General features: G+C 33.5%; 15 protein-coding genes. 5 read left to right on the forward strand and 10 right to left on the reverse strand.

Annotation, left to right across the window (positions count from 1 at the left end; genetic code table 11):
* Positions 1–82: 82 nt before the first annotated feature.
* Positions 83–763: an SIR2 family NAD-dependent protein deacylase gene (locus tag V6246_RS12515; protein WP_341560812.1), complete on the reverse strand. Its 681-nt coding sequence runs from the start codon at positions 761–763 to the stop codon at positions 83–85.
* 134 nt (positions 764–897) lie between these two features.
* Between V6246_RS12515 and V6246_RS12520 the strand changes: the two genes are divergently transcribed.
* Positions 898–1,554, forward strand: a complete 657-nt coding sequence (locus V6246_RS12520) for a TrmH family RNA methyltransferase (RefSeq protein WP_341560813.1) — start codon at positions 898–900, stop codon at positions 1,552–1,554.
* Here the strand turns inward: V6246_RS12520 and V6246_RS12525 are convergent.
* Both V6246_RS12525 and V6246_RS12530 read right to left on the reverse strand, forming a co-directional pair.
* Positions 1,551–2,291 (reverse strand): carboxypeptidase-like regulatory domain-containing protein, encoded by a 741-nt coding sequence (locus tag V6246_RS12525; protein WP_341560814.1) that lies wholly within the window; start codon positions 2,289–2,291, stop codon positions 1,551–1,553. The genes V6246_RS12520 and V6246_RS12525 overlap by 4 nt on opposite strands.
* Positions 2,292–2,582: 291 nt before the next feature.
* On the reverse strand, positions 2,583–3,362 hold the full coding sequence (locus V6246_RS12530; RefSeq protein ID WP_341560815.1) for a carboxypeptidase-like regulatory domain-containing protein: 780 nt from the start codon (positions 3,360–3,362) through the stop codon (positions 2,583–2,585).
* Positions 3,363–3,554: 192 nt separating this feature from the next.
* Here V6246_RS12530 and V6246_RS12535 point away from each other — a divergent pair, with 192 nt between their 5' ends.
* Positions 3,555–6,503: a T9SS type B sorting domain-containing protein gene (locus V6246_RS12535; protein WP_341560816.1), complete on the forward strand. Its 2,949-nt coding sequence runs from the start codon at positions 3,555–3,557 to the stop codon at positions 6,501–6,503.
* Between the two features lie 129 nt (positions 6,504–6,632).
* Here V6246_RS12535 and V6246_RS12540 read toward each other — a convergent pair whose 3' ends face one another.
* The 6 genes from V6246_RS12540 to V6246_RS12565 form a co-directional block, all read right to left on the reverse strand.
* Positions 6,633–8,480, reverse strand: a complete 1,848-nt coding sequence (locus V6246_RS12540; RefSeq protein WP_341560817.1) for a DEAD/DEAH box helicase — start codon at positions 8,478–8,480, stop codon at positions 6,633–6,635.
* Positions 8,481–8,868: 388 nt separating this feature from the next.
* Positions 8,869–9,639: a hypothetical protein gene (locus tag V6246_RS12545; RefSeq protein ID WP_341560818.1), complete on the reverse strand. Its 771-nt coding sequence runs from the start codon at positions 9,637–9,639 to the stop codon at positions 8,869–8,871.
* A gap of 415 nt (positions 9,640–10,054) precedes the next feature.
* Positions 10,055–10,852, reverse strand: coding sequence for a hypothetical protein (locus V6246_RS12550; RefSeq protein ID WP_341560819.1), 798 nt, complete (start codon positions 10,850–10,852; stop codon positions 10,055–10,057).
* Positions 10,853–10,880: 28 nt separating this feature from the next.
* Positions 10,881–12,113, reverse strand: coding sequence for a M48 family metallopeptidase (locus V6246_RS12555; RefSeq protein ID WP_341560820.1), 1,233 nt, complete (start codon positions 12,111–12,113; stop codon positions 10,881–10,883).
* A gap of 32 nt (positions 12,114–12,145) precedes the next feature.
* Positions 12,146–12,928, reverse strand: a complete 783-nt coding sequence (locus V6246_RS12560; protein WP_341560821.1) for a T9SS type A sorting domain-containing protein — start codon at positions 12,926–12,928, stop codon at positions 12,146–12,148.
* Between the two features lie 55 nt (positions 12,929–12,983).
* Positions 12,984–13,784, reverse strand: coding sequence for a TrmH family RNA methyltransferase (locus tag V6246_RS12565; protein ID WP_341560822.1), 801 nt, complete (start codon positions 13,782–13,784; stop codon positions 12,984–12,986).
* Positions 13,785–13,984: 200 nt separating this feature from the next.
* Here V6246_RS12565 and V6246_RS12570 point away from each other — a divergent pair, with 200 nt between their 5' ends.
* Positions 13,985–15,211, forward strand: a complete 1,227-nt coding sequence (locus V6246_RS12570) for a hypothetical protein (protein WP_341560823.1) — start codon at positions 13,985–13,987, stop codon at positions 15,209–15,211.
* 43 nt (positions 15,212–15,254) lie between these two features.
* Entirely contained in the window at positions 15,255–15,734 is a 480-nt protein-coding gene (locus tag V6246_RS12575; protein WP_341560824.1) for a hypothetical protein, read from the forward strand.
* Here V6246_RS12575 and V6246_RS12580 read toward each other — a convergent pair.
* Positions 15,712–17,139, reverse strand: a complete 1,428-nt coding sequence (locus V6246_RS12580) for a hypothetical protein (protein WP_341560825.1) — start codon at positions 17,137–17,139, stop codon at positions 15,712–15,714. The two genes, V6246_RS12575 and V6246_RS12580, sit on opposite strands and share 23 nt — an antisense overlap.
* Positions 17,140–17,327: 188 nt before the next feature.
* Here V6246_RS12580 and V6246_RS12585 point away from each other — a divergent pair, with 188 nt between their 5' ends.
* On the forward strand, positions 17,328–18,128 hold the full coding sequence (locus tag V6246_RS12585) for a DUF6503 family protein (RefSeq protein ID WP_341560826.1): 801 nt from the start codon (positions 17,328–17,330) through the stop codon (positions 18,126–18,128).
* Positions 18,129–18,178 lie beyond the last annotated feature (50 nt).

Genomic DNA, 18,178 nt, shown 5'->3' on the forward strand with positions numbered 1-18,178 from the left:
ATTAGTTTGCGAATTTGTAACGGAACTATTTCTTATATAAATTGCTGAAACGATGATTAATGAAGTAAAAATCCGATGAAAATCAAGCCTCTTTTAATATGTTAGTCAATTTTAAAACACCAACGGTAGCTGGCTCTGCAATTACAGTTATGTTTTTAGAACTCGCCATATTGGGTTTTGGGTCTATAAAATAGGTGTTGGTATTTTCTGGAACATAATGCATTAAGCTTGCCGCAGGATACACTTGCATAGAGGTTCCAACAATAATTAAAACATCGGCGGTTTCACAAATTTTAATGGCTTTATCCATCATCGGGACATCTTCGCCAAACCATACAATATGCGGACGCATTTGGTAACCTTGCTTGCATAAATCACCAAGGTTGAGGTCGGTTTTCCATGTTTTTATATCGGTTTCATTAAAAGTGCTTCTCGCTTTTAGTAATTCGCCGTGTAAATGGGTTACATCTGTACTGCCAGCGCGTTCGTGTAAATCGTCTACATTTTGGGTAATAATACTTACCTTAAAATCTTTTTCTAGCTCTGCTAAGCCAATATGTGCTTTATTAGGCGTTACAGTATTTAGCTGTGCACGACGTTGGTTGTAAAAGTTTAAAACCAATTCTGGGTTTGCAGCAAACCCTTCTGGAGTGGCAACTTCCATAACATCATGACCTTCCCATAAACCATCGGCATCGCGAAATGTTTTAATACCACTTTCTGCACTAATGCCTGCTCCCGATAATACAACAATATGTTTCATACGGTTAAAAATATAAATTTAAAATGAATTGAGAACGGCTTCCGTTTTAATTTAAAATGGATCACTTTCTTTTAATTCTAAAATCTTCTCAGTCTGTGAGTTCGTGATTTAAAATACTTTTATATTTTTGACGCATGATCGATATAAAACTCTTAGAGCATTTGGAAACCTTCCTTACACCATCACGAAAGGAAAAATTCACCAAAGTTTTAGCACAGCGTACCAAACATTTTACGGTAGCCACAGAAGATGTTTACCAACTGCATAATACTAGTGCGGTAATGCGTACTTGTGATGTTTTTGGCATACAAGAACTTAATATTGTAGAAGAACGAAACTCTAAAGATATTGATAGGGAAATAGCGATGGGCGCTCAAAAATGGGTCGATTTAAATCGCTACAACCATGTAAAAGATTGTATTACCGATTTAAAAGCTAAAGGCTACCAAATCGTTGCTACTACACCACATGCTAACGATTGCGATATTAAGGATTTTGATGTTACTAAAAAATCTTGTTTTTTCTTCGGAAGAGAGACGGAAGGTTTATCTCAAGCAGTTTTAGATGAGGCAGATTGCTATTTAAAAATACCTATGGTTGGATTTACCGAGAGTTTGAACATATCGGTTTCTGCAGCTATTATTCTGCAACAAGCTACTTCTAAACTTAGAGCATCTAATTTAGAATGGCGTTTAACCGAAAATGAAATTTTACAAAAACGCTTAGATTGGTGCACTAAAACCATTAAAAGTTACGAGAAAATTACCGAACGTTTTTATGAAACGAATTAATCGGTTTCGGTCGTTTTTAATAGTTCTCTAAAGTCGCGGCTGCAGTTAAGCAGTTTATCTAGTAGCATAAATTCGTTTTTCTCTAAAAGTAAATTACTGTTAACATATTGTTCTTCGCAATAGTCAAAGAATAAAGGTGCATATCCTTCGGGTATTTCTAATTGATTTGCTAATAATTCTGCATTGAAAAATTTGTGCGTTGTAAATAGAGAATCGAATGTTTTATGATTTATTGTTGTTATTTCTACAGGTTTCTTTTTTTTAAGCTTTAGTAACTTACCAATTAGTTTAGAAACTTGAACAAAATCTATTCCAGATTTAGGCATGTTTTTGTACCAGGTTTCTGTATTGTTTTTTAAGTCGTATGCTAATACAGCTCCTAAATCACTGTTGGTTTCAAATGTTTTTAAATCGTTTTGCTTTTCGGCGAGCAACACTTCTGTTAGTTGGTTTACTTGTTTTTTTAATTCAATAACCAATTCGTTTTCCACATGAAAGGTGTCAATTTTTAACGTTTTAGTGGCGTGAAAAAGCGAACTAATGGTAATCGTATCATTTAGTGTTGCAGGTAAATTGAAGCTTCCGTTTGCATCGGAATATGCTGTGGTGTTTTTTGTTTTGTTGAAAATTTTAGCACCTTTTACTGTAGATTCCGAGTCGTAGATTTTCCCTGTAATATTTTGAGAAATCATGGTTGCAGGTAATAAAAAGAAGAGTAGTGTTTTTCTATATGGCATGATTTGTTTTGATGGTTGAATATCAAATTAAATCAATTATTGTTTAGCGTATTGTGGTTTTAAGATTTTTTAAAGTGTTAATTAGTAAAGTTTAAACTAATGGTTGCTTTGATGCTTAATTTGGCAGATGGGTGCGTTAGGGATTGATGCGACATCCTTTTTGCAAAGGTTAATCACATTAAGTTTCGTTGAAACTGGTGTATGAAAAAAGTAATAGGTTTTAAATAAAAACAGATGTTTTGCAAAAAGATATAGCGGAAAGCCCGACCCTTGTGGTAACGCCCAAATAGTTTATATTTTACGTGTTCTACCGCGACTTAATAGCTTGTACTCTTCGTAGCATTCGCTTATGGCATCTAGAATTTGTAGATCGTTTGCCTTTTGTATAAATCCTTTTGAGTAGTTACATTGGCTTACAATTTCGTCTAAATCTACGCGGTCTACTTGTAGTAAAACGGTAAGCATTTCACGATCGAATTTACTCGCTAAAAGGTTTCTAATTTCGTCGTCTTCTTTCATCTTTTTAAGCTTTTTAAGCTCGTTTGGCTTTTTACCAAACATACGATGTAGAAAATCGGCAGGGTTAAAAATAGAGCCAATAACTTTGGTTAATCCAGATTTTTTATCGGCTTCGTAACCCGAACCTTCTATACCAGAAATACTGTAACGGTAATTACTGTTTACGGCAGGTACTTGTTTTATATCAACTTCTAAAAAGCCGGTTAATTTTAGTTGGCTTACCACAACTTCTTCTAAGGCAAGTGCAAGTTCGGTAAGGTTAATGTTAGAGCTTCCAAATTTTAACCAGTCATTAGTAACACGTACTTTAATAGATTTAAAACCTAAATAAGAAAAGTGTAAGGTATCGTTAGCTTTAGCTGTAATTGCAAATTCTCCGCTGTCGTTTGTTGTGGTTCCTTTTACTTGGTTAAGGTTTACAATATTAACGCCTTCTAGTGGAGTAGATGTCGATGCATTAAGAACTACACCAATAGCTTTTTCGGCATCTTGGGCGTGAGTTTGCCCAACCAATAAAGCAAAAGTAAAAAGGAGTAATACGTATTTTCTCATCAACAAATTTTTTATAAAAGTACTAAACAATTAAATATAACCATATATTTTAATATAATTTAACTTAGAAGGGCTTGAGTTATGCCGATTTAACGAGGATTATAGGATTTTTGTAAAAATTTAAATATTTTTTATTAAGAATATTATTACAGATGCTTATTTTTGAAGCAAATTGATAAACCCCTCCAAAATTTGAATTTTAATTGCAAAGTTAAGTTTGCTAACTGCTTAAAGCACATTGCTTTATTGTGCGTTTTTACGGCCTTTTTATTTCCGGGGTTTTCTAGCGCGCAAGACCAAGCTGCTAACTGGTATTTTGGTTTTAATGCGGGCGTTAATTTTAATGATGGTGAGGTTAATTCTCTTACAGACGGAGCACTTTCTACAAACGAAGGCTGTTCTGCAATTTCAAATGCTAAGGGCGAACTTTTATTTTATACCAACGGTGTTACAGTTTGGGATAAAAACCATAATATTATGCCTAATGGTAATGGTTTAAATGGGCATCCGTCGAGTACACAATCGGCTATTATTGTGCCTAAGCCAAATTCTGATACTATTTACTATATTTTTACAATTATAGATTTCTTTAAAGCCGAAGGCTTACAATACTCAGAGGTTGATATGAGTTTAAATGGCGGTAATGGCGCTGTAACATCTCAAAAAAATGTGTTTTTAGTAGCTCCTGGCACTGAGAAAATATCGGCAGTACAGCATAGTAACGGTATAGATTATTGGGTAACTGCGCATCTTTGGGATAGTAGTAGTTTTGCAACATTTAAAATTACAGCAGCCGGTGTAGAGACTACTCCGGTATTATCCGATGTTGGAAGTTATCATGGTGGTGCTGGTTTTAACGTTATAGGCTGCATGAAATTTTCACCTAACGGGAAAAAATTAGCAGTTGCTAAATGGAGCACCGATAGTTTTGTAGAATTATTCGATTTTAATAAAGAAACCGGGGTAATATCTAACCCCGTTTTAATCGATAATTTTTTTGGAGCAGATTATTTAGATGGTGCTTACGGTTTAGAGTTTTCTACAAACAGCCAATACCTTTATGTTAGCGATTTAAATCAGCAATATTATACCTCAGAATTACATCAATTAGATTTGAGTGTGTTTACAGCAAGTGCCATTAAAGCATCCGATGTGGTTATCGCTAAAGAACGACGCTTAATCGCCGGTTTGCAATTGGGACCCGATGGTAAAATATATGTTTCAAATACATTCTCGTCTTATTTAAGTGTTATAGAAGCGCCTAATAATATAGGCCTGAGCTGCGATTACCAATATAGAACGATAAACCTTAGCGGGCGTAGTGCTATTTTTGGATTACCCTCCTTTATTCAGTCGTTTTTTGTTGGTAAAATAGAAGTTGAAAACACCTGTTTTAACGATGCTGTAGCATTCGATTTAATAACAAGCGAGACTGTCGATTCTGTGCTATGGGAGTTTGGCGATGGCACAACATCGACTTTAATAAAACCCGAGCATACTTATGCAGCGGTAGGCGATTATTTGGTTAAGGCTACTTTTAAATCGGGAAGCTGTACATACAATGTCTCTAAAAGTTTCACGGTTTACGATATGCCTACTGCGAACGCTGTAACCGATTATGTGTTTTGTGAAGATCTTGGAGACGATGGTTTTGAAACTTTCGATTTAACCACAAAAACCCCCGATATTATGGGCGCACAAAGTACAACACTTTTTGAGGTAAGTTATTTTGAAAGCTTTGAAGATGCTACAGATGGTGTTAATACACTGAATAGTATGTACACTAATACAAGTAACGCTCAAGATATTTATTATAAAATTAGCAATACCTTAAGCCCCGATTGTTACGATATATCGAGCTTTAAATTAATAATAGAGACAGAAACTGCGGGAACTCCTGACGATCTTGTTTTGTGTGATGATGTTTCTAACGATGGTGTTGAAACGCTCAGTTTATCTCAGTTTGATGATGAGGTGTTAAACGGTGCCTCGCCAACCGAATACGAAGTAACGTATTACGAATCGCAAACGGAAGCCGATACAGGTGGCCCAGGCTTGAATACTAGTGTTTTTACAACGTCTAGCGACAGCCAAGAACTTTTTGCACGTTTAGAAAATATAGCAACAGACTGTTTTTCAACATCGAGCTTTAATGTTATTATCAACGACACGCCAACGGCCTATGTGGCGGAAGATTTATTTATTTGTGACGATTGCTCTAATGGCGGTAAAGCCTTTTTTAATCTAGGCGATCAAACGGCAACTATTTTAAACGGTCAAGCCGGAAATGTAACTTACCATATATCTCAAGCTGAAGCTGAAACGAAATCTAATACATTACCAGAAAACTACGAGAACCAAAGTGCTACAGAAGAAATCTTTGCGCGCGTAGAACTTTCGTCTAATACGGAATGTTATGCGCTTACATCATTTTTTATTCGAGTAAGTAGCCAACCGATTATTGATATCGATGAGGTTTGGTATTTATGCCCAGGCGAAAGTGTGCAAGTCTATGTGAGTTCTATGCACGACGAATATCTTTGGAACACTGGAGAAACAAGCTCGGATATTATGGTTGATCAAGCTGGCGATTATACCATTACAGTATCTAATATAGACAACTCTAAATGTAGCATAAGTAAAACCGTTAGGGTAGTAGATGCTAGTTTGCCACTCGCGGTACATATTGAAATTAACGATTGGACGACAAACAGCAACTCTGTAGTTATTACAACCGAGGGCTCTGGTGCGTTTAAATTCTCCATAGATGGTAATATATACACAAGCAGTAATACCTTCGATAATCTAGATGCTGGCGATTATACGGTATATGTTACTAGTGAGAGTGACTGCATGGTATATTCCGAAGATATTTACTTACTAAATTACCCAAAGTACTTTACACCAAATAACGATGGCTACCACGATTACTGGAAAATAGAATTCGCAGAAACAGAGCCTGATTTAGAAGTTCATATTTTCGATCGTTATGGTAAATTAATTATTCAGTTAAATCCATACTCAAAAGGGTGGGACGGAACCTTTAATGGGCGCATGCTAACCACATCCGATTATTGGTTTGTAGTAAACAGGCCAAGTAAAAACCGCCAATACCGCGGGCACTTTACTTTAAAACGTTAATAGCACCGTTAAGTTTATTTCTTATAACAGAGTAGTAGTCTGTATTACTTTAAAATTTAATCATAAAAAAAAGCTGACTAAAAGTAAAATTACTTTCAGTCAGCTTTTTATATATTATAAAACTAAGTTCTATCTTCTAGAACGTCTAGCTCCAGCAAATTTTCCGCCACCAGAATCAGAGTCCGAACGTCTAGAGCTTCCTCCACCTTCGCTACTTCTACGTCTGTCGCTTCTGCTTCCTCCAGAACCACTTTTTCTATCATCACCGCGTCTTCCGCCGCCGCCGCGTTTGTCGTCGCGTCTTCCGCCACCGCCACCGCTGCGTCTATCATTGCGTCTTCCGCCACCGCCTCGGTTTTCCGAAACTTCAACGTTTACAAAACGACCTTCATGTTTAAAGTCTGTAAAGAAAGCTAAAACTTTATCTTTAGTTTCATTTTCAGTATTAAAGAAAGAGAAACTCTCTTTAACTTCCACTTTAAATACATCATCTCTACCAAGTTGTAATTGGTCTTTTAAGAAATCTTTCAATTTCATCCAATCAAAACCATCTTTTTCACCCACGTTAATAAAGTATCTTGTAGAGTTAGAGTTTCCTCCAAAATCACGACCACCTTCGCGTCCGCCATCTCTTTCTCTATCTCTAGAACCTTCTGCAACATTTAAGTTTTTAGATTTTTGGTAATAGTTATAGAAACGTGTAAATTCTACAGAGAAAAATTTCTTAATTAATTCCTCTTTGCTAGTTTCTTCAAACATTTCATTAATACTAGTAAGGTATTTATCAATTTCATGATTAACCTCAGTATTATGTATTTTATTCGCTAAAGACATTAACTGAACTTCGCAAATTTCCATACCATCTGGCACTTCTTTTTTCTCAAACTCACGTTTAATAATGCGTTCGATACTTTTTATTTTTCGAACTTCACTTTTCGAAACAATAACCATAGAAATACCGTTTTTACCAGCACGTCCGGTACGACCAGAACGGTGTGTATACGTTTCTATTTCATCAGGTAATTGGTAGTTTATTACGTGTGTAATATCATCAACATCAATACCACGTGCCGCAACATCTGTTGCAACAAGCATTTGTATTTGGTTTTTTCTAAACGATTGCATAACCAAATCACGTTGGTTCTGGCTTAAATCGCCGTGTAAAGCACCAGCGCTGTAACCATCTTCAATTAAGTTTTCGGCTACTTTTTGAGTATCACGTTTTGTTCTACAAAATACTACAGAAAAGATATCTGGGTTAGCATCTGCTAAACGTTTTAAAGCTTGGTAACGATCTCTAGAGTTTACTAAATAATACTCGTGAGTTACATTACTTGTACTTTCATTTTTATTTCCAACCGTAATTTCTTGTGGGTTGTCCATAAATTTTTTCGCAATTCTAGCTACTTCTCTAGGCATCGTTGCAGAAAATAACCATGTGTTTTTGTCTTCTGGAGTATGCGATAAAATATCGGTAATATCCTCTTTAAAACCCATGTTTAACATCTCATCGGCTTCATCTAAAACCGAATATTGAATTTTAGAAATATCAACCAATCTACGGCTAATCATATCTTTCATTCTACCTGGTGTAGCCACAATAATCTGTGCACCACGTTTTACCTCACGGGCTTGGTCTGTAATGCTAGATCCACCATAAATGGCAACCACATTTAAACCTTTACAATACTTACCGTATTGTTTCATTTCGTTGGTAATCTGTAAACAAAGCTCACGGGTTGGGCTTAAAATTAAACCTTGCGTTGTGCGGCTGTTTACATCTATTTTAGCTAACATAGGGAAACCAAATGCCGCTGTTTTTCCTGTTCCGGTTTGGGCAAGTGCCACTAAATCGGTTTCAGAATTTAATAAAATTGGGATTGCTTTTTCTTGAACTTCACTAGGCTTTTCAAATCCTAAATCGGTAATTGCGCGTAAAAGGTCGTCATTAAGACCTAATTCTTGGAATGTGCTCATTCTTGTATAAGTATTCGATTTTGTTATGTGGTGTTACATAAGAAAGCGAATCGACATACTTAACCTTAAACTTCCAGTAACACATCCTCTCTCTGAGGAATATAAACTCGATTTTTCCCGAGTTTCAAGCTGCAAAGGTAATCAAATTTTTGGATATTCAATTTTTTGGGCGTTTTAACACGCTTTCCGCTATATCTTTTTAAAAACTTATAGCTTTAGGTATGGTAGTGTTTATCTATAATGGTTGTGGAAATACCAAGGTTTCTGGCTGCTTAAATTTTTAAAAAGGATGCCGCTGCAATCGTTAACGCGGGATTGGGCTTTTTTGATAGGTTTGTTAAAAAAGAAATTTTGTATTAAGTACTCAAGGAAAAATATGCTATAAATTTTAAAAATCATCATTACAATCACATTCAACAATGTATTCTGGTATATAAAAGTTCATAAATTTTCTAATGGCTAATAAGGTTTCGTCATATTTAAATTTTAAGAGTTTTTCAATCAAATTTGATTGACTTTCAAATACTTGATTAGATTTTGTGTGAACAATTTCATCTCTTAACTCTTTTAATTTTGTAATATGAGAATTAGTTGGTGTTTGTTTTTGGAAAAAATTCTTTGAATGAAAATAAGGAAGGACATCTTTCATTTTATCCCAAAATTTTATGTGGATTTGAATTTGATCTTTTGTGTATGATTCTGTTCTATCTCGTCTACTACTATTAATGTAAGGTTGATCATCAGGGATTAAATGATTGGTAAATGATTCAATAGATGTAAACATTTGTATAATTGAAGAGCTTGCAACACCGATATATGCGTATAATTCATTTGTTGCAACTTCTGTTATTTCACTAGTGTCTAGTAGTTTTTTGAATAATTTTTTTTCCTGTTCTTTACGGGTTAAATTATTTAGGTATGCATTATTATTATAAACTAAGGTTAGGTCGGGTATTGGTATGACTACTTCAGTGCCATTATAATTATGAAACATTGATAAAACCTTAAAGCCATCCGTAGTTTGAATGAATGGAATGACATCTTTTTTTATTTTCTTGATAGTTTTAGAATCGGGTCTATCTATAACGTAGCCTTTATTGCTATTTTTAACTGGAACAACTTTTTCTTGATAATAATATTTCTTCTTTATATGCTTCATTCTAACTATAACTGGCTTTTGTGGATATAAAAATATTTGATACTCAGCTTCAAACGAAAGTAGCTAAAAACTTTCATAAAATCAACAATTATCAAAACGAAAACCCATCAAAATCATCCACTTACCCCACCAAAATGATGCGATTTCTCCTAGCGTCGAAATGACAAAAAAAAAAGAGGGAGTGGGGTGTTTTTTTAATTAATGATATGCTGTAAAAGTTTGGGGTACACGTAATGCATGAATGCGTAACCTTATGTGATTTAAAATGCTTAAAACCGTTTTTAGAAAGCTTCTTTAAGGTAATAAAAGGTTCGGCTTTATAGATGGTTTTAGTGTAATCACCACCTATAAATCCGAATTTTCATAATTATTTTTTTATTGATAAATAGAAGTCTATCAATAAGGTTTGGAAAAATTAGTCACTCTTTCTGCTTGTTAATACAATTACAAGCCAGCCTAAACCAAGAGCAAGAAATACTACACCAAAAGGATCATCTAGTCCGCGCATCGCAAATCGTGCAAAACCAAGAATCGACATCACTAAAGCGCCTTTCCAACTACCAAAAAATCCTGGTTTTTCAATGGCTTCGGTTTTGTCTATTCTTTCTGTCTCTGCTTCATTAACTATAAAATCTGTGCAATATGTATCAAAACTTGGTTTAGTATTATCTAAACTGCAAATTAATCCAGTTTTAGAGTCAAATGCTTTATTTACACATCTTTTACAAAGGCTCAATCTATCATCAATGGTGTTGTACGTTTTAGTTTTTAAAGCATTAACATCGGTAGGCGTGTAGTTGATTTTTTGTACGCCATTGTATTTCCCTAATATTTTTTTTCTTAAGTAAAAAGCATTAATAGCTAAGTAAATTGTTAAAATTAGCGATACTAAACTTATAATTATTTGGTAATGGGCAAATATCGCGGGGTGCGTTATTAACTGAATAGTTATTGAAATAACAGCTATACCATTAAGAGCAATAACAGCATATAGTATGTACTCAAAAGTTTTTAAGTTTTTTTGTATGGTTTTGGCTTTTATAGATTTGTCTAAGATGTTTATAAAACTAAAAAAGACAAAAAGTTTACCTAAAGTAAATATATTGCCAATAATATTATAGGAAAAGCCATATTGGAAGCTGATTATTATTGTTATTACTAACGTAATAATTATGGTTGCTATTGATAGTAGGTAGGTGTTTTTCCAGTTCATTAGGTTTTGGGATTTAAAGTTAAAATAATTATCGTCTTAAATTTCCAATACGTTCCTGCAGCGTAGGATGCGAGTAATGCATAAAAACATAAGCGGGATGAGGTGTTAAATTGCTTAAGCTATTTTTAGAAAGTTTTTTTAAGGAGGTTATTAATGGTTCGGCTTTGTAGGTGTTTTTGGCGTAATCATCGGCTTGGTATTCAAACTTTCTAGAAAACATGTTCATTATTAAACCTGTGATTTCCGAAATAGGAGCGTAGAGCATCCCGAAAGCCACCAACCCAATATGGAAACTTGGTATTTGCACACCTAAAGCTTCTGATAATAAGGGATTAGAAATAAAAAGCGATAATATAAATAGGGTAAAACCGGTGAGTAAAATAGAGGTTACTAAATTAAAAATGATGTGTTTCTTTTTGTAATGGCCAACCTCGTGAGCTAGCACAGCAACAATTTCATCTTCATCTAAATCGTTTATTAAAGTATCGTAAAGCGTTACTCGTTTTTCGCTACCAAAACCCGAGAAATAAGCGTTGGCTTTTGTGCTGCGTTTAGAGCCATCGATAACAAAGATTTTATCGAGTTTAAAACCTACTGTGTTGGCGTACTTCGAAATATTGTCGCGTAAACTACCGGCTTCTAATGGGGTTTGTTTGTTAAAAAGAGGTACAATAAGTTTGGAGTAAAACATATTCATAAACAAACTGAAAATAGCCACTAATCCCCAAGCATACAACCAGAAATTGTTTCCCGTAACTTGGTAAAACCAAATAATTATGGCCAAAATACCACCACCAACAATGGCCATCATGAGCCAGCCTTTTAGTTTATCTAAAAAGAAAGTGCCTTTTGTGGTTTTATTGAAACCAAATTTTTCTTCAATTACAAATGTGCTGTAATAAGAGAATGGAGTGCTCAGTATATCACTACCAATAGTAATAATACCAAAGAATATAAGCGCGATAACTATGGGGTTTTCACTGTAAGTACGTGCTATATTATCAATGAATTCAAAACCATCGAACCATAAAAACCCTAAAGTAAGCATCACGGAAAAAGTAGATGTTAGCAAACCAAATTTGTAATTGGTTGCTTTGTATTGCTGAGATTTTTTATACTCTGCAGTATCGTAAACATCTTTTAAATCTTCCGGAAGCGCATCATTAAAGTGTTTCGCATTTAATGCATCTAAAACTTTATCAACTATAAAATTGACGATTATTAGTGCAATTATAATGTAAAATATGGTTGTTGAATTCATTAACGCTATAGTTGGTAATTTAAATTAGGGTATTATTTAATCAATATTTTTTCGGCAATTTGTCCGGTATTACTCGTGATATGAAAAACGTAAATACCAGCCGAAAGATTGCTTAAATTATATTTTTGATCACTTTTTAATGTCTGAGATAATCTTTGTTTAGTGCCTAAAATAGAATATAAAGCCACGTTAGCTACTTGCGTATCTGCGGCGGTTTTTATTTGGTATTGGTTATTACCAAGCGCCACTAAATTTATGCTTTTTTCTTTTACAACATCGGTGTTTGATAATGCAGCCGCTTCTATAATTTGAATATCGTCGAATAATACAGCGTATTCTGAATCTCCTGGAGTTACTGTAATACTAGCTTCTGCATCGGCATCAGATACGGTTGGGGTGTATTGTACTTCAACCGTGTTCCACTCGTTGTTTGTAATACTAACAAAGTTTTCAAACTTTTCGGTAGATGTTAGATAAATTTGAAATTTAATATTATCGTCAGTATCAAACGCATTTCCAAGGAATTTGTAGCTGTATTTAATGTTATAGGTCTTATTGGCTTCTAAAGGTATGGCCACTGTGGTAAACATCATTAAATCAGTAAACATTGGATTAAATTGTACACTGCTAGCACCTTCACTAAAATCGGTAGTGTTTTGATTAAAACCGCCAAAATCGCTAGAAGACGACCACCCTGATGGTGAACTTGTTGGTGATGAGAATAATTCTACATTGCCATTATAAACTAAATTCGGGTTTTGAGAAAAACCTAAATAGCTTAGTAGAATAAAAAAAGAGAGTAATGTTTTCTGCATAGTTTTTAAATTTAAAATGAATTAATATTGAGGGTTTTTATAGTTTTAAATGCAATTACTTAAAGTTACGTTGGCGTTTCGCTTCAAATATTAAGATGCCTGCAGCAACAGAAACATTCATAGAATCGATTTCACCTTGCATGGGTATAATAATATTTTGAGTGGAATTTACGCGCCATTCATCACTTAAACCCGTAGCTTCTGTACCAACAACAAGTGCCGTAGCTTGCGTGAAATCTTGAGTATGATAGTCTACCGAAGCTTGTAGCGCGGCACAGTAAATATTGATGTTATGTGCTTTTAGAAATTTTATAATTTCGGTAGTAGAACCCGTTGCGATAGTATTGGTAAACACACAGCCTACGCTAGAACGAATAATGTTTGGGTTGTATAAATCGCCTTTTGGGTTGGCAATAATTACGGCATCGGCATTGGCAGCGTCGGCAGTACGTAAAATGGCGCCAATATTACCTGGCTTTTCTGGAGCTTCAGCAATTAAGATTAGTGGCGTTTGGGTGTCAAATTTTAAATCACTTATTAGGTGGCTTTTTGGTTTGGCAACGGCTAGAACACCTTCTGTGGTGCTTCGGTAAGCAAGTTTTTCGTAAACGTCTTTAGATATTTCAATGGTTGAATTCTGGCTTGTAGTTAAAGCTTCTAGTTCGTTTTCAGAAAAGAGCCCTGGGTAGAATAAAACGGTGTCTAATACATAACCACCTTTTATGGCTAATTCTATTTCGCGAATGCCTTCAATTAAAAATAAACCGGACTTTTTACGTTCACGCGATTTGTCTTTTAATAAAACAAGTTGTTTAATATATGGGTTTTGTGTACTAGATATTTCTTTGTAATTCATATCGCTTTATGGCAAAATCTGTAGCTGCAAATTTACACTTTTATATACAATAAACAGAACGGGGTTTATTCTTGTGCGCCTTGTTTTTACTTTAGAGAATTCTGTAATTAAGTTTTTTAATTTGTAATCTGTTTTTAAAAAATGGAATTGAACTCTAAAACCGTTTTAATTTTGAGTATTTTAGAATTTTTAAATAAATAATGATGAAATATTTAGTGAAAACATTTTTTTGCGTTTTTCTTACTCTTTTTTCATGTCAGGAAAAAGAGGAAAGTAAGCAGATTGAAATTGTAGATACGCCTAAAGAACTGTTATCTAAAGAGCGAATAGCGTCTATTTTAAATAGACAAATAGATCGTCTTCCAATTCAATATTTAAACGATAGTACGCTATATCCAAAGATTTTGTTGCCAGTTAATTATGAGTATGATATTACAGGTAAGGATGCTTTTGAAGATTATGAAGCAAGTGATTATGAAGAATATATTTGGGGAGATTTAACAATACGAGAAGACAGAGCTGTAGCAATTGATATTGAAAGTGGTGAAGATTTTGATGCTTATGGAATTTCTGAAGGTATTGTACTCTTACCATCTAAAGATAAAGAAGCAATTACTTTTGAAAAACTTAAAAAAGATATAAGTGATGCCGAAAATAAAGTTTGGGAAGATTTAATTGTAGAGTATCAAGATGCAAACAGCGTTATTTATTCCGAGAGAGATGGTTTTAATGTTGTGTATTTTGAATATGATGAGATACACGAGTATTTTATTGTTTATGAAGCTGTAATCGATATGATGGACTTAAATAGAAAAGAGAATTTTGAAATGGCTCTTTATTCTTTAGGTATAGCTAAGAGTTTAACCAAGGAACCTAAAAACAAGCAAGATTTAACTGTTAAGTCTTGGGCAGATTATTTGGCAACGTATCCTGTAGTTACTATAAAAGCCTATAATTTTGCTCTTAAAGATGTTGATAAAGAGATGAGGGTTTTTATGGAGGAAAATGAAGAAATTGATTTAAGAAGTTTATATAATTATAGAACTTTCGATTTTTATTATGCTTCTAAAAAATTCGATACATCATTTTTAAATATTATTAATGCTCTGAAAAAGGGAGCTATGCTCGATAAAAACCTTGTGAAGCAGGTAAATGATGGTAAGACCGAGTGGGAGTTTAGAAGGCGAACATTTAGAAGTGATGGTTTTATGGTTAATGTAAAGCATGAAGGCAACGCCTATGTGATTACTAAAAACAGCAAAAATTATGATGGTGAAACTAGTTATGCAGATCATTTTTACTATCGAATAGAAAAGCACAATAAAGTATTTTATTTTAGAAAAGAGGGCGTGGATGAAAACTCGACAGATTTTTATAAAAAAATGCTTGATTATCAAATGGAACATAACACTTTAATGATTGAATAAAATGCGGTATATAAAATATTTTTATTGTTTATTATGTTTAGGAATGTTGCATGCCTGCAATGTTGTTGGTGATGATTTGGATAAAGAAATAGGGTTATCGACTTCCTCAATTTCTACTATAGATAATGTGTCTTTGAAAAAAGGAGAAGAGGTTGTAATTTGGACAAAATCTAGCTTAGAATATAAAGCGTACGAATCTCCAGACCTAGACGATTACTCTATAAAATACTACATAGAAAAGGATAAGGACTCGATGCTGGTCGATCGGTATTTTCCATTGGTTTTTTCTCATTTTATTAAATCTTCAAAAGAAGAAGAATCGGATACAGAAACAAGATATAATGACGACAACGAAGAGGAAGAAGTCGATATTACACGTGTAACAAGTGAGTATGAGGCCGAATCTAGAGTTTATGTAGTTCCAGAAGATGGGGACTATAGTTTTAGTTTTAAACTTTACTCAAAAGATAATATAAGCTTTTATTCAAGAGGAAGTTTCTCTATAAAACTTCGGACTCGTTAGTGTTAGAAAAATGAGTATCTAATTCTGCTTTTATTTGTTCTTCGTCTGTATTAACATAAAAGGCCTTATGGTAGATGTAAAACAATAAATAATAGGTTAAATAGTAAATGGTGATAATAAAGATGCCTTGAGATAGTATACTGACATCGAAAACGTTTTCTGTAATGGTTTCAATAAAAGAAAAAGAGCTGTAATTTTTAATAATCCATAAAAGCGTAATTATAGCAGGTGCGATATAAACGTTTTTTTTGTTTAATGAAACGATAAACAAGCAAATACAATGCAGAATAATACCTGCGAAAATCCAAGCTAACTCATCTTCATTGGTTAAATCATCTTTATTTATGAAAAGTATAAAAGCAATCATTAAAACAGCATAAATAAAAAGGTGAGTGTTTCTTTGTTTAAGTGCGGTTTTTATAAAATCGGATACGGATTTTACTTTCCTTTTGTGTCTAAGAACAAATAGTGATACCGTATTTAATACTGGAAATAAAGCTACAGCCGAAAATATGCCATAAAAATGTTTCAAGGAATAACTTCTGTATTGCATAAGTTGGCCTAAAAAGCAAACAGCATAAATTAGATAGGCGAAATTAGATAGTAATTGAATATTTTCGTAAAAATCAAAAGAGTTTCTAGAGAAAAAACTGAACAAAACAAATGCGACAATATTTTCTAAAACACTAAAAAACACAAGAAAAATTAATGTGTATGAAATGGCAAAACCTTTACTAAAAAACGATTTAGAAATATATTGAGGTGCTAAAATATTACTTTCCTTGTTTGTATTTATAATTTTAGATAATAGGTAGTAAAACCCAATTAATAATACAAAACACTTAAGTACACGCGTTAATATAACGAGTAGTTGAACTAGATATTCGAAAAAACTAGAATCGCTAGATATTATTTGTTGAAAGAGTTCGCTAAGTTTCCCTAACCCACTAGCAAGAACAAAATAGGTTGCAATTACTAAAAGAAAAACGTTTAGAAATGCTTTTTTATTTGGCTTTACCTTTTCAGTTTTAAAAAAGCCAAAAGCAAACCACGAAGCAGATACTAGAAAGAGAATAGTTTGTAAAGAGGTCCTTATGGAACTACTGTTATCAATGCTAAAATAATAATCTATTAAATTTGATAAATTGGTTTGAAAAGCAAAAAGAATGAATAGTAAATGTGTAATAATACCTAGCACCCATTTTTTATTCAGATAGAAATACCAACTAAAAAAAAAGCCCGTAATGCTCGCAATCACCAGTTTCCAAACTAAAATATACAGTGCTGTATCTGGTGTATATTCATAAGTAATAAACCTAAAGATATGCAGAATAGTTAAAATTAATATTAATAAAGGAATTTTTAAAAACACCTTATTTGTTGACACAGTGAAATTTGAATTCATTTATTATCTTAATTTTGTTAAAATGGTTTTTTCTGGACTCTAAGTTTCAAACTTATTAAATCCAATTGGTTTATAATACGTTATCGCCTATTTTATTTTAGTTTAACAAACTGTTTTATTTACTAATAATTTAAATGTTGTAATTTCGAGTTGATAATTACGACCTTATACCAAATCAAAAATTTATCATGAGAAATATTCTTTTTTTATTTATTACAATGGCATTCTTTTCTTGCAAGAATGAAACTAAAAATGCAAGCGTAAAACCTGTTGAACCTCAAGAGGAAAAACAAGTAGCAATGGAAAACCGCTACCCTGAAGCTTTAGTTAAAGTATTCGATGCGCATGGCGGATTAAACACATGGAATAATATGCAATCTCTAGCATACACACAAGTGAAGGAAAGTGGCAATGTGTCTACGATTACTAATTTAAAGAATAGAAACATTGTTGTAGATATGCCAGAGCATACTATTGGTGCTAATGATGAGGATGTTTGGTTAAATACTAAAGGAGAGAAAGCGTTTAAAGGAAACCCTCGTTTTTTCTATAACTTAATGTTTTATTTTTACGCGATGCCTTTTGTTTTAGCTGATGATGGAATTGTTTATGGTGATGCTGAACCTTTAACTTTTGAAGGCGTTACGTATCCTGGAATAAAAATTTCTTACCAAAATGGTGTTGGTGAATCATCGGGTGACGATTATGTGCTTTACTATAACCCAACAACCTATAAAATGGAATGGTTAGGATATACAGTTACGTATTTCTCTAAAGAGAAAAGTAGCGAATTACATTTTAGGCGCTATACAGCTTGGCAAAATGTAAATGGCTTAGACGTAGTGGAAGCGATGGTTGGCTATAAAGCTGAAGAGAATGTACCAACAGCTGCTGGTCGTGAAGATAAATTTATAGACGTAAAACTATCTACAGAAGCTCCTGATAGTAGCGTATTTAAAACTCCTGAAACCGCTAAGGTTGCTAAGTAAGTTTTAAATAATAATTGATATAAAATAAAAAAAGCAAGCTGAGAAGCTTG

This window comes from Algibacter sp. TI.3.09 (assembly GCF_038154905.1).
Taxonomy (GTDB): Bacteria; Bacteroidota; Bacteroidia; order Flavobacteriales; family Flavobacteriaceae; genus Algibacter.

What these genes read in the sequence shown, in the direction of transcription:
- V6246_RS12585 (WP_341560826.1), top strand. Translation starts at nt 17,328, where the DNA reads ATGAGAAATATTCTTTTTTTATTTATTACAATGGCATTCTTTTCTTGC.
- V6246_RS12580 (WP_341560825.1), bottom strand. Translation starts at nt 17,139, where the DNA reads ATGAATTCAAATTTCACTGTGTCAACAAATAAGGTGTTTTTAAAAATT.
- V6246_RS12550 (WP_341560819.1), bottom strand. Translation starts at nt 10,852, where the DNA reads ATGAACTGGAAAAACACCTACCTACTATCAATAGCAACCATAATTATT.
- V6246_RS12520 (WP_341560813.1), top strand. Translation starts at nt 898, where the DNA reads ATGATCGATATAAAACTCTTAGAGCATTTGGAAACCTTCCTTACACCA.
- V6246_RS12530 (WP_341560815.1), bottom strand. Translation starts at nt 3,362, where the DNA reads ATGAGAAAATACGTATTACTCCTTTTTACTTTTGCTTTATTGGTTGGG.
- V6246_RS12560 (WP_341560821.1), bottom strand. Translation starts at nt 12,928, where the DNA reads ATGCAGAAAACATTACTCTCTTTTTTTATTCTACTAAGCTATTTAGGT.
- V6246_RS12515 (WP_341560812.1), bottom strand. Translation starts at nt 763, where the DNA reads ATGAAACATATTGTTGTATTATCGGGAGCAGGCATTAGTGCAGAAAGT.
- V6246_RS12555 (WP_341560820.1), bottom strand. Translation starts at nt 12,113, where the DNA reads ATGAATTCAACAACCATATTTTACATTATAATTGCACTAATAATCGTC.
- V6246_RS12565 (WP_341560822.1), bottom strand. Translation starts at nt 13,784, where the DNA reads ATGAATTACAAAGAAATATCTAGTACACAAAACCCATATATTAAACAA.
- V6246_RS12540 (WP_341560817.1), bottom strand. Translation starts at nt 8,480, where the DNA reads ATGAGCACATTCCAAGAATTAGGTCTTAATGACGACCTTTTACGCGCA.
- V6246_RS12575 (WP_341560824.1), top strand. Translation starts at nt 15,255, where the DNA reads ATGTTGCATGCCTGCAATGTTGTTGGTGATGATTTGGATAAAGAAATA.
- V6246_RS12525 (WP_341560814.1), bottom strand. Translation starts at nt 2,291, where the DNA reads ATGCCATATAGAAAAACACTACTCTTCTTTTTATTACCTGCAACCATG.
- V6246_RS12545 (WP_341560818.1), bottom strand. Translation starts at nt 9,639, where the DNA reads ATGAAGCATATAAAGAAGAAATATTATTATCAAGAAAAAGTTGTTCCA.
- V6246_RS12570 (WP_341560823.1), top strand. Translation starts at nt 13,985, where the DNA reads ATGATGAAATATTTAGTGAAAACATTTTTTTGCGTTTTTCTTACTCTT.